The organism is Agrobacterium sp. CG160-95, from assembly GCF_053521725.1.
Genome location: NZ_JBNWDU010000003.1, coordinates 387,775 through 400,206, shown reverse-complemented (window position 1 = coordinate 400,206; position 12,432 = coordinate 387,775). Strand labels below are relative to the sequence as shown.

Here is a 12,432-nt window from a genome sequence, read left to right as displayed (position 1 = left end):
CAGGACAGAGGGGGTAAGCGGCCCGAGCAGACCTCGAATTTTTGAACACCACCTAAACCCACCCCAGAGGAGGAACCATCCAATGAGCACAGGCTTCTTCGGCGATATCGCCAAGATCAAATATGAAGGCCCCGACAGCACCAACCCGCTCGCCTTCCGCCATTACAACCCCGACGAGATCGTTGCCGGAAAGCGTATGGAAGATCACCTGCGCTTTGCCGTGGCTTACTGGCACACCTTCACCTGGCCGGGCGGCGACCCATTCGGTGGGCAGACGTTCCAGCGTCCGTGGTTTGAAGACACCATGCAGGCCGCCAAGCTGAAGGCCGATGTCGCCTTTGAATTCTTCTCGCTGCTCGGTTCGCCGTTCTATTGCTTCCACGACGCCGATGTGCGCCCGGAAGGCAGGAACTTTGCCGAAAACACCAGGAACCTCAACGAGATCGTCGACTACTTCGCGCAGAAGCAGGCTGATACCGGCGTAAAGCTTCTGTGGGGCACGGCGAACCTGTTCTCCAACCGCCGCTTCATGTCGGGTGCCGCGACCAATCCGGACCCGGATGTCTTCGCATTCTCGGCTGCGACGGTGAAGACCTGCATGGATGCCACCAAGAAGCTCGGCGGCGCCAATTACGTTCTATGGGGCGGTCGTGAAGGTTACGAAACGCTGCTCAACACCGATCTTTCGCGCGAGCTGGACCAGCTCGGCCGCTTCCTCAATCTGGTTGTGGAATACAAATACAAGATCGGTTTCGAAGGCACGATCCTGATCGAGCCAAAGCCGCAGGAGCCGACCAAACACCAATACGACTACGACGTCGCAACCGTTTATGCGTTCCTGCAGAAGAACGGTCTCGAAAAGGAAGTGAAGGTCAATATCGAGCAGGGTCACGCCATCCTCGCCGGCCATTCCTTCGAACACGAACTGGCCATGGCCAATGCCTTCGGCATTTTCGGCTCCATCGACATGAACCGCAACGATTACCAGTCTGGCTGGGATACCGACCAGTTCCCCAACAACGTACCTGAAATGGCGCTGGCCTATTACCACGTGCTGGCGGGCGGCGGCTTCACCAATGGCGGCACCAACTTCGATTCCAAGCTGCGTCGCCAGTCGCTCGATCCGCAGGACCTGCTGATCGGCCATATCGGCGGCATGGATTGCTGCGCCCGCGGCCTTAAGGCGGCGGCGAAGATGATCGAGGACGGCGCGCTGTCGAAGCCGCTTTCGGAGCGTTACGCGAAGTGGGACGCACCTGAAGCCCAGAAGATGTTGCGCGGCGAGCTGAAGCTCGAAGAAATCGCAGCGCTGGTCGAGCGCCAGGATATCAACCCCGAGCCGAAGTCCGGTCGTCAGGAATATCTGGAGAACGTCGTCAATCGTTACGTTTGACGGGCTGGTACGTTCATAAACAAAGGACGGGGGAGCATCCCCCGTCTATAGGCTGGTTAAAGCCGCAAAACCTCTCCTCCGTCATCCTCGCGACACGCCCGAGGATGACGTCGTATCTGCGGTGTACGGCCCCCGTGCGGTCTCAGGGCCCTATGCTGCAGATAACATTCCATAAAATGAGACTAAGAAGGCTGCGATAGCCGGATTAAGGGGGCATGCTCGCCGTCTGCTGCCAAAGGCGAGAACATTTCCGCGCCACCCCTCCTTTCTTTCCAGTCACTTACCGCAAAACCTTTCCCCGCATGTCCCCACCCGTCCATTTTGCTGCATCATTCCCCTGCAACCGGAACGGAAGGGCGATACGCGCGGCGCCTTTCGCGGACCGGCTGCCGGCATCGACAAGCGTGGTTCTGGCAAACCGCGTTCCGGAAAGGCGTCCCGCAATTGCCAGCAGCGGGAAGGGCCGATCCGGTAGGTGTCGTGAAAAGTCTGTCACCGATGGACCGGCATTCCGGTCAAACAAGGCGCGGCCCGGCAGATGCAAGACTTTCCACCACACTCAACTCCCATCCGCATTTGCCGGGCTGTCATTCTCCCGCCGCCGGGCAACCGTTGCGGCGACTTTCGTGTACCTAAAGCGCTTTGGATATCTTAACCGCGCTGCTGAAACGTTGCAGATTTTGCGTGCCTGCGGCTGTACCTCATTGCTGACTTGGTCTAAACCGCTCTCCATCTTTTGACGCTCGATGGATGACGAAAGGGCCTATCCGATGACCGATCACAAAGCGCTTGCAGCCCGTTTCCCCGGCGATTTCCTGTTCGGCGTGGCGACCGCCTCCTTCCAGATCGAGGGTGCCACCAAGGTTGACGGCCGCAAGCCATCCATCTGGGATGCCTTCTGCAACATGCCGGGACATGTCTTCGGGCGCCACAATGGCGACGTTGCCTGCGATCACTATAATCGCTGGGAGGATGATCTCGATCTCATCAAGGAAATGGGTGTCGAGGCCTATCGTTTCTCCATTGCCTGGCCGCGCATCATTCCCGATGGATTCGGCCCGATCAACGAGAAGGGGCTGGATTTCTACGACCGCCTCGTCGATGGCTGCAAGGCGCGCGGCATCAAGACCTATGCGACGCTTTACCATTGGGACCTGCCGCTGACACTGATGGGCGACGGCGGCTGGGCCTCGCGTTCCACCGCCCATGCCTTCCAGCGTTACGCCAAGACCGTCATGGCACGGCTGGGCGACCGGCTGGATGCGGTGGCGACCTTCAATGAGCCCTGGTGTGCGGTCTGGCTCAGCCATCTCTATGGCATCCATGCGCCGGGCGAGCGCAACATGGAAGCAGCCCTTGCGGCCATGCACCACATCAACCTTGCCCATGGTTTCGGCGTCGAGGCGTCCCGCCATGTTGCGCCCAAGGTGCCGGTCGGACTGGTGCTGAACGCCCATTCCGTCATCCCGGCCTCCGATAGCGACGCCGACCTGAAGGCAGCTGAACGGGCATTCCAGTTCCACAACGGTGCCTTCTTCGATCCGGTCTTCAAGGGCGAATATCCGGCCGAAATGATGGAGGCCCTAGGCAGCCGCATGCCGGTGGTGGAGGCGGAAGACCTGTCCATCATCAGCCAGAAGCTCGACTGGTGGGGCCTGAATTATTATACACCGATGCGCGTTGCCGACGACGCCACCGAAGGTGCGGAATTCCCTGCCACCAAACCAGCCCCGGCCGTCAGCGATGTCAAGACCGATATCGGCTGGGAAGTCTATGCGCCGGCGCTGCACTCGCTGGTGGAGACGCTTTACGAGCGCTACGAGCTGCCCGATTGCTACATCACCGAAAATGGCGCCTGCTACAATATGGGCGTCGAAAACGGCGAGGTGGATGATCAACCCCGTCTTGACTATTACGCCGAACATCTTGGTATCGTTGCTGATCTGGTGAAGGACGGTTACCCCATGCGGGGTTACTTCGCCTGGAGCCTGATGGACAATTTCGAATGGGCGGAAGGGTACCGCATGCGCTTTGGCCTCGTTCACGTGGATTACGAAACGCAGGTTCGTACGCTGAAGAACAGCGGCAAATGGTACAGCGCGCTGGCATCGGGTTTTCCGAAGGGGAACCACGGTGTGATGAAGGGGTGAGGCTTTCTCCCTCATTCCTGTGACAAGCACAGGGATGAGGGTGGAAAGGCTGGCTCGTGTGTGAACTTTACCTGCCGTATTCCTCACCAGGAAAGCACACGATCGCTCTCCCCAATAAAGTTCTTCCACCTTACTATCAGTTTTCCAAACTTTTTTGCCAGTTACCCGGCGGTGCCTGCTTGCGCCTGCCATCCTGTCTCCTATGTCAGGCAGGCTACGCAGACGTAGCGCCTGCTGCTGCCTCATCCGGAGCGGTGCGGGCTGGTCCTCCCAGGGAAAACGAACATGCTTATCGAAAAACTCAACTGGCGTTATGCCACCAAGAAAATGGATCCTTCCAAGACTGTTGCGGAAGACAAGGTCGAGCGCATCGTCGAAGCCGCCCGGCTGGCGCCGACTTCCAGCGGGTTGCAGCCGTTCGAAGTCATCGTCGTTACCGATCCGGAAGTGCGCGCAAAGATCCGCGAGATCGCCTGGAACCAGGCGCAGGTGACTGAAGGCTCGCATCTTCTGGTGTTTGCGGCGTGGGATAACTACACGCAAGAGCGGATCAACCATATGTTCGATCTGGTCAACGAAGAGCGTGGCGTCAAGAACGAGGGCTGGGAAGCGTATCGTCAGAAGCTTCTCTCCTCCTATCCGCAGCGTGATGAGCAGGTGAATTTCGAACACGCAGCCCGTCAGGCCTATATTGGTTTCGGCATGGCGGTGGCGCAGGCTGCTTTCGAGGGTGTGGATTCCACACCGATGGAAGGTTTCGATCCGGCCAAGCTGGATGAAATCCTCGGCCTGCGTGAAAAGGGCCTGCGCTCCGTCACCATCCTGCCGCTCGGATACCGCGAGCCGGAAGGCGACTGGCTGGTGAACCTGAAGAAGGTCCGCCGCCCGCTTGAGGAATTCGTCAGCCGCGTCTGATTTTCACGCTCTCGCGAAGTCTTGACTGCCGCAGGGCCGCACAGACGGCTTTGCGGTAGATTTTTTCTCTGATTTCAGATAATTGAAAAATCATCCCTGTTAAAAGATGGCGCCTGCGGGCAAGTATGCGCCATCGAATTGCCGATCCCCGGCATTTCTGAGTGAAAGCCTGACGAAATGACCCGGAAAATCAGCTGTCATCGAATGTGCCGGAAGGCTGCATGAAGAGAGCGGTTCAGCACCGCAACAGGATTTTTTGAGACCCGATCCGTCAAGAGTTTTCGCAGAGTTCCCAATGAGTTTTTCATCCAACGCGACATCGCTCGCGCGCGCACCGCAGACTGCCAAGGACGCGATGGTCACGTTTGAAGGCGTGACCAAGACCTTTGGCGGCAGCGATGGCAAGCCGGGCTTCGCAGCCCTCGCCGGCATTGATTATGTCGTGCCGAAGGGTTCCATCACCGGCATCATCGGCCGCTCTGGTGCCGGCAAATCCACCCTCATCCGCCTCGCCAACGGCCTTGAAAAACCGTCGTCCGGCCGGGTGGTCGTCGACGGCGTCGATGTTGCCGCCCTTGATGAGAAGAGTCTGAGGACCCTTCGCCGTTCCGTCGGCATGATCTTCCAGCACTTCAATCTCCTGTCGTCGCGCACCGCTTTCGACAATGTGGCGCTGCCGCTAGAAATTGCCGGTCTCGGTAAAAAAGAGATCGAAACGCGGGTAACGCCGCTGCTCGAACTCGTCGGCCTTTCCGACAAGGCGAAGCGTTATCCGGCGGAACTGTCGGGTGGGCAGAAGCAGCGTGTCGGCATCGCCCGCGCGCTTGCGACGCAACCCAAGCTGCTGTTGTCGGACGAGGCGACGTCCGCGCTCGATCCGGAGACGACCCAGTCCATCCTTGAACTCCTGAAGCGGATCAATGCCGAACTTGGGCTGACAGTGCTGCTCATCACCCACGAGATGGAGGTGGTGAAGACCATCGCCTCGCAGGTCGCCGTCATCGACAGGGGCCTGATCGTGGAGGAGGGGCGCACCTTCGATATTTTCACCGCGCCGAAACACGAGACGACCCGCAGCCTGCTGTCGTCCTCGGTCGGGGTTAAGCTGCCGCACTGGGTTACATCAGGGTTGAAGCCGGAAGCCGCGGAGGGTGACCGCGTTCTCGTGCGGCTGGTGTTCTTCGGCGAAACGGCATTCCAGCCGCTGACCGCGCGTCTTGTTGCGGAAATCGGTCCTGACGTGAACATCCTTGCCGGCACCATCGAGGAAATTTCCGGCGAACCATTCGGCTCGCTGGTTGTGTCCTATCCGGCCACGGCGGAAATCACCGCCCGCGCCGGCCGCTTTTATACTGAGACCGGTCTTCACACGGAGGTGCTCGGTTATGTCGCCTGATATGCTTTTCAACCTTCTGTCGAAGGGTCTTCTGCAAACGCTGCACATGGTCGCGGTCGCCGGCATCGTCGGCTCCATCATCGGCGTGCCGATGGGCGTTTTCCTTGCCACCAGCGGCAAAGGCGAACTCTTCCCCGCGCCGATGACGAACCGCATCCTCGGCCTTGTCGTCAATGCGGCGCGCTCCACGCCCTTCATCATTCTGGTGGTGGCGATCATTCCCTTCACGCGGCTGGTCGCCGGCACTTCCATCGGCACCAGTGCGGCCATCGTGCCGCTGACGGTTGCCACCGTGCCTTTCATCGCGCGGCTGGTGGAAGCGGCGATCCGCGAAGTTGACAAGGGCCTGATCGAAGCGGCCCGCGCCATGGGCGCAACACCGTTGCAGATCGTCACCAAGGTCCTGCTTGCGGAAGCAAAGCCGGGCATCACGCTGGCGCTTACCCTCACGCTCGTCAGCCTCATCGGTTATTCGGCCATGGTCGGTGCTGTCGGCGGCGGCGGGCTGGGTGATCTCGGCATTCGCTACGGCTACCAGCGCTTCATGCCTGACGTGATGCTGGTCGTGGTGCTGGTGCTGATCGTGCTCGTGCAGCTCGTGCAGAGCGCCGGCGACCGGCTTGCCCGCAGCTTCGACAAGCGCACCCGCAAGAACTGATAAAACCGTTCAAGAACAACAAACCCAAGAACAACAAACCCAAGGAGACATCCATGAAGAAAATCATCCTCGCGGCTTCGCTCGCCGCTCTCTTTACCGCCGGTCAGGCGCTTGCCGAAACCATCAAGATTGGTGTTACACCTGCCGAGCACGCGCAGATCATGGAACAGGTCAAGAAGATCGCCGCCGCCAAGGGACTGGACATCGATATCGTCGAGTTCTCCGACTACGTCGTGCCGAACCAGGCACTGGCAGACGGTGAGCTTCAGGCCAACTCCTTCCAGCACCAGCCTTACCTCGACAACCAGATCGCTGACCGCAAGTTCGATCTCGTCAGCGTCGGCACCACCATCACCACCCCGATGGGCGTTTATTCGAAGAAGGTGAAGAGCCTTGACGAGCTGAAGGACGGCGCGACGGTCGGTATTCCGAACGACCCGACCAATGGCGGCCGTGCGCTTCTCGTTCTCGCTTCCAAGGGTGTGCTCAAGGTCAAGGAAGAAGCCGGTCTGAAGGTAACGCCTGCCGACATCACCGAAAACCCGAAGAACATCCAGATCGTCGAACTTGACGCTGCGCAGTTGCCGCGCTCGCTGGATGACACCGACGCGTCGGTGATCAACACCAACTATGCCACTGCAGCAGGCCTGAACCCCAAGAAGGACGCCATCGCCATCGAAAGCGAAAAGTCCCCTTACGCAAACGTCATCGCCGTTCGTGCGCAGGACAAGGACAAGCCGTGGGTAAAGACGCTGGTGGAATCCTACCACAGCCCGGAAGTGAAGGCCTTCATTCTGGAGAAGTTCAACGGCACGGTCATTCCGTCCTGGTAATCCGGCCTGACACGATTGAAGTTGCAGCCTCTCCCGTTCGCGGGGGAGGTTTTTTGTTTGCGGGGCGAACGCATCCGCGGTTTTTATGAAAATCCCCCACCATTGTGGGGAGAATTTTTCTCTATTTCACCCCTACTGTCGTTTTATACCCGTTGTTTTTTGTGGCGTCGCCACAATCCAACTTAACGGCTTTTGAATGTTTCCTTCGCAAGATGATGCTTTCGAAGGGGATTTTATGCGGATTGCGCCGCGAAACATTGGGGAATATTTGCCGGTCGGGCGTAGAACCGCCGTCGGCGTCGTATTGTCCACATTTGCGCTGGTGCTTCTCATTGTCACCGCGCTGGTCTTGTCTGCTCTTAGCCAGGTCAGGGAAAGGGCGAACTCGCTCGACAATGCCCGCTCGCGCGAGACAACGGCGGGCGCCCTTGTCACCTTCCGCGACCAGCTTGGCGCGACGCTGAACGACTACGCCGCCTGGGACGATGCCGCCGACTATGTCTACGCCCCCGACAGGTTCGACTGGGTGGCGAGCAATTATGGCGAGATGACGGTCAACAGCGATCTTTTCGATACCGCCGTCGTCCTCGACGAAGACGGCAAGGTCCGCATGGCCTACCAGAACGGCAAGCCGGTTGCCTGGAAGCCCCATGACTATTTCGCAGAAGGCCTCAAGGAGATGATCGAACGGGTGCGCTCTATGCGTCCCGGCATCGCGTCGCAGGTCACCGGTTTCGTGAAAACCCGCGACGGCGTCGCGGCTACGGGTGTCGCGCTGGTGCGACTCAAATCCGGGGTCTTGCCGCCGGTTGGATCCGAGCGGCGATATCTGATTTTCGCCCGTCATCTCAAACAGGCGACGGTAGACAAGCTGGCCCGCAACTACGTCATCGATGGTCTACAACTGCAATATGGCGACGGACCGGCGACCAACCATGTGGATGTCGTCAATCCGCTTGGTGATGTGCTGGCGCGGCTCGTCTGGCGCTCCCAGCTGCCGGGGGACGTGAGCTTCCATGAGGCCCGGCCGGTCGTCTTCACGGCACTCGGCATTGCCGGAACGTTCTTTCTCGTACTTCTCATCATCGGTTCGGCGACGCTCGACCGGCTGAAGGCTGACGAAGCGGCGGCGAGGGAAGAGGCGCTGCGCGATCGTCTGAGCGGGCTCAGCAACCGCGCCGGGCTGTTTTCCAAGCTGAACCGCATGGTGGGCAAGGCCCGCCACGACAAGACCGATATCAAGCTGCTTTACCTCGATCTTGATGGTTTCAAGGAGATCAACGATTCCTACGGTCACGCTGCCGGCGATCGACTGATCAAGGGCGTTGCGGCGGCGCTCAGGGTGCTTGTGCCGGAAGATGCCGTGCTTGCGCGGCTCGGCGGCGACGAATTCGCCATCGCCATTCAGGGCAACGACGTGTGGTCGGAAGGCCGCAAGCTCTGCCAGGCGCTGCTCGAACTGTTCACCGAGCCGTTCAGCATCGGCGAGCGTGTGGCGAGCATCGGTTGCAGCATCGGCACTTCCGTCTCCAGAGCCGGTGATATCAACGGTGAGGAACTGCTGCGTCGCGCCGACATGGCCATGTATCAGGCCAAGGAAAACGGGCGTGGGCGTTACGTCGCCTACGAGCTGAAAATGGACGCGCTGCGCGAGGAGAAGCTGCAGCTTGAGGCCGATCTGCGTTATGCCATCCTGAATGACGAGATATCCGTGGTCTACCAGCCGGTCGTCAATGCCGCCACGCGCAGTATAACCGGGGTGGAGGCGCTTGCCCGCTGGCAAAGGCCGGGATACGGCTTCGTGCCGCCGGATATCTTCATCGCCGCTGCCGAAACCAGTGGCCTTATCGAGCGGCTCGGCCTGCTGGTGCTGCGCAAGGCCTGCGAGACGGCGGGTCAATGGCCCTCCATCAAGCTCTCGGTGAATATTTCACCCGTTCAGTTCCGCAATCCGGCCTTTTCCGGCAACGTGGCGGATATTCTCGCCGCCACGCAGACGCCGACCGCAAGGCTGCGGCTGGAAATGACCGAGGGCTATTTCATCCAGAATCCGGAGCGGGCAAGTGCGGCAATCGACAAGCTGAAACAGCTTGGCCTGCATATAGCGCTCGACGATTTCGGAGCCGGTTTCGCCAGCGTCGGATATCTGCGCCGCTTCGGTTTCGACCGCATGAAGATCGACCGGTCGCTGGTCATGGCCCTGGAACAGGGCGGGCGGTCGCTGGAAATGTTGCAGGCAACCGTGGCGCTTGCGAAATCTCTCGATATTCCGGTCACGGCGGAGGGCGTCGAGACCGAAGAACAGGCGGCTATCCTGCATCTGTGTGGCTGTGACGAATTGCAGGGCTACCTGTTCTCAAAACCCGTCGCCGCTGAAGAGATTACCGCCATGCTGGAGGAGCAGACGGCGCCGCTGTTTGCGCTTCGGGCAGGGGCAAAAGGGTGATCCACACTCCGTCACTCATCCGGGGGCAGAGCGATCAAGTCGTTAATCGCGTAAGAGCCTTCTCACCGTGAAGACGTGCCGTGGCTGGCCGCCGATCCGCTTTAGCGCCCCAGATGGCGCTCGCCGCGCTTCTTTGCCAGTTCGATCTGCTGCTGCCGGTCGCGGAACCTCTGGCGGTCCTCTTCTGTCCGGTCGTCGTAACAGCTCGGGCAGGACACACCTTCCTCGAACAACGGGGATTGGCGCACTTGCGATGTGATCGGGTTGCGGCAGGCGTGGCAGAGCTTGTGATCGCCTTCGGCAAGACCGTGGACGACGGAGACGCGCTCGTCAAACACGAAGCAGGCGCCTTCCCACAGGCTCTCTTCTTCCGGCACCTCTTCCAGATATTTCAGGATGCCGCCCTTGAGGTGATAGACCTCATCGAACCCCTGTTCCTTCATGAAGGCGGTCGCCTTTTCGCAGCGGATGCCGCCGGTACAATACATGGCGATCTTCGGCTTGTTGTGCAGGCCGGGATTGTTCTTTACCCAGTCGGGAAACTCGCGGAAGGTCTTGGTCTTCGGGTCCACCGCACCCTTGAAGAGACCGATCGCGGTCTCGTAGTCGTTGCGGGTGTCGATGACGATGGTGTCCGGGTCGGAGATCAGCGAGTTCCAGTCGCGCGGATCGACATAGGTGCCGACGATGCGGTTGGGATCGATGTCCGGCACGCCCATGGTGACGATCTCTTTCTTGAGCTTCACCTTCATGCGCACGAAGGGCATGCTCGATGCCCGGCTTTCCTTATGTTCCAGCGCCGTAAATTCCGGCTGCGCACGCAGGAAGGCAAGTATGGCGCGCACACCCGCATCCGGCCCGGCAATGGTGCCATTGATGCCTTCCGCCGCCAGAAGCAGCGTGCCCTTGACGCCGTTTTCCCGGCAAAGCTGAAACAGCTCGTCGCGCAGGCTTTCAAACCGCGGCAGGCGGGCGAAATGATAAAGCGCAGCCACGAGAAAATCGCCAGCGGGATGAGGGGCGGCTTCCGGGCGGGGGAGAATGGTGGTGTCGGTCATGGCCGCTGAAATACAGCGGCGGCGGCCGCAAATCAATATTTATCCGCCGCTACCGCTATTTTGAAAATCGTCAAATTCTCAGTCTCTTCGGGCCTTCCGGTCTACTTCGCCGCCTGCCGCCATAAAAGGCCGACGATGCGGCTTTCGGTTCTGGCGGATTCGGAGAAGACTTCGTTTGCCAGCTCAAGGCCATCTCCGCGCAGCGCCTGCTGCCTCTGAATGATTGCATCGAGAAGCAGAGCCAGTCGCTCGCCATTGCCGAAACGCTCCGGTTCCCGGTCCGCAAAGGCTGCAAGGACCGAAAGATCGTGCTCGTGGCCGAGGATGTCGACCAGCCGCTTGGTGTCGGCCCGCTTGGCGCGCATGGCCGATGGCCAGAGGCGGCGCAGAAGGCCGAGATGCATCCAGTAGGCCTGGCCCGCCTTGCGCAATTCGTGGAAATGTTCGACGTCGGCCTGCTCATGGCAGTCGGCAAGTGCTTTACGCGCCCTCTTCCTCTGCTTCGCCCACCCGGTCTTCACCAGCCTTGTCACATCCTTAAGCTCGTCCGGAAGCGACACTGCCTTCAGCTTCTTGCGTGCTTCCTCGCAGCCGGCGATGGCGGCCGCAATGGCCTCGTCGAGACCTGCCTCATGTTCGATGGCGTGGTCACGGCGCTTGCGCAGGACTGTCGCGATCGATCGCAGCGCCTTTCCTTGCGTCGTGGAGGCCGCGAAAGTCTCGAGATACTCCACCGTCTCCACCAGCGCCGTCGCTTCCCGCGCAAAAGCGAGCGAGCGGGCGATGTCGCGAAAGCGGGCGTTTTCCTCTTTGCTGAAATCGGGTGCTGCCCTGGCGATGAGGCGGTAGAGGGCGCGCAGCCGTTTGAACCGCTTGCGGGCATCGTGCACTGCCTCATGGCGCCCGGAAGGCTGGTCGCGAAGGCTGGTTATCGCCTCTTCGATGAGTTCCAGTCCCGCGCGGCGGATTTCATCGTCGAACGGTTTGTTCGGGTCAATCCTGAAGGGCATCCGCCAAGTCTCCGTGGGGACAGTCCATGGCGAGCGACTGGTTGGAGAAGCGACGGTCGCCCGTTACCTCCTTGCCAAGCCAGGAGGGCAGATCGGGGTTGGCGTTCTCGTCGTCCATCTCTACCTCCGCCACGATCAGCCCCTTGTATTTACCCTCGAAAACATCGACTTCCCAAGTGAATCCACCGTGATCAACCGTGTGGCGCATCTTCTCGATCACCACGCCGGGGGCGCTGGCCATCAATTCTTCCGCGTCATTCAGTGGAATGGAATATTCATATTCATCGCGGACGAGCGAACTCGCGCCGATCTTGATGGTCAGTGTCGCGTCAAGCCCGTTGACGATCCTGACCCGGACCGAACGATTTTCCAGCGAGGCAACATATGCCTGCCGGAAAGCCATGCTATGCGTCACTTCATTACGCCATTCATCGCCTGCAACCAGAAACTTCCGCTCGATTTCCTTGGCCATGCTGTCTCCGTATACCGGTGCGCCAGATTATCGCATGAAGACGTCATAAAGAAGCGAATAGATTGAAGTATCTGGATAAAAATGGTCTTGCCATGCCTCGA

General features: G+C 59.7%; 10 protein-coding genes. 7 read left to right on the top strand and 3 right to left on the bottom strand.

Going from position 1 to position 12,432, the window contains the following annotated elements; all coding sequences use genetic code 11:
• Positions 1 to 82 precede the first annotated feature (82 nt).
• From xylA to ACQZ63_RS13190, 7 genes are all read left to right on the top strand, one after another.
• Positions 83 to 1,393 (top strand): xylose isomerase, encoded by a 1,311-nt coding sequence (xylA, locus tag ACQZ63_RS13220; RefSeq protein ID WP_003516221.1) that lies wholly within the window; start codon positions 83 to 85, stop codon positions 1,391 to 1,393.
• 770 nt (positions 1,394 to 2,163) lie between these two features.
• Entirely contained in the window at positions 2,164 to 3,543 is a 1,380-nt protein-coding gene (locus ACQZ63_RS13215; protein WP_065663377.1) for a GH1 family beta-glucosidase, read from the top strand.
• A gap of 285 nt (positions 3,544 to 3,828) precedes the next feature.
• The gene (locus ACQZ63_RS13210; protein WP_003516226.1) at positions 3,829 to 4,458 is read left to right on the top strand and encodes an NAD(P)H-dependent oxidoreductase; all 630 of its coding nucleotides are present in this window, start codon (positions 3,829 to 3,831) and stop codon (positions 4,456 to 4,458) included.
• A gap of 295 nt (positions 4,459 to 4,753) precedes the next feature.
• Positions 4,754 to 5,854: a methionine ABC transporter ATP-binding protein gene (locus ACQZ63_RS13205; protein WP_013762329.1), complete on the top strand. Its 1,101-nt coding sequence runs from the start codon at positions 4,754 to 4,756 to the stop codon at positions 5,852 to 5,854.
• Positions 5,844 to 6,512, top strand: coding sequence for a methionine ABC transporter permease (locus ACQZ63_RS13200; protein WP_003516230.1), 669 nt, complete (start codon positions 5,844 to 5,846; stop codon positions 6,510 to 6,512). Before ACQZ63_RS13205 ends, ACQZ63_RS13200 begins: the two co-directional genes overlap by 11 nt.
• A 53-nt stretch (positions 6,513 to 6,565) precedes the next feature.
• A complete protein-coding gene (locus tag ACQZ63_RS13195) occupies positions 6,566 to 7,345 on the top strand; it encodes a MetQ/NlpA family ABC transporter substrate-binding protein (RefSeq protein WP_003516232.1) in 780 nt (259 codons plus the stop codon).
• A 196-nt stretch (positions 7,346 to 7,541) separates the two neighbouring features.
• Entirely contained in the window at positions 7,542 to 9,791 is a 2,250-nt protein-coding gene (locus ACQZ63_RS13190; protein ID WP_003516234.1) for a bifunctional diguanylate cyclase/phosphodiesterase, read from the top strand.
• Positions 9,792 to 9,892: 101 nt separating this feature from the next.
• On the opposite strand, the gene trhO is transcribed toward ACQZ63_RS13190, so the two are convergent.
• The 3 genes from trhO to ACQZ63_RS13175 all read right to left on the bottom strand — a co-directional run bounded on the left by trhO (position 9,893) and on the right by ACQZ63_RS13175 (position 12,331).
• Positions 9,893 to 10,849, bottom strand: coding sequence for an oxygen-dependent tRNA uridine(34) hydroxylase TrhO (gene trhO, locus ACQZ63_RS13185; RefSeq protein WP_448799258.1), 957 nt, complete (start codon positions 10,847 to 10,849; stop codon positions 9,893 to 9,895).
• 101 nt (positions 10,850 to 10,950) lie between these two features.
• Positions 10,951 to 11,859, bottom strand: a complete 909-nt coding sequence (locus ACQZ63_RS13180) for a CHAD domain-containing protein (RefSeq protein ID WP_112154119.1) — start codon at positions 11,857 to 11,859, stop codon at positions 10,951 to 10,953.
• Positions 11,843 to 12,331: a CYTH domain-containing protein gene (locus ACQZ63_RS13175; RefSeq protein WP_025595043.1), complete on the bottom strand. Its 489-nt coding sequence runs from the start codon at positions 12,329 to 12,331 to the stop codon at positions 11,843 to 11,845. Before ACQZ63_RS13175 ends, ACQZ63_RS13180 begins: the two co-directional genes overlap by 17 nt.
• Positions 12,332 to 12,432 lie beyond the last annotated feature (101 nt).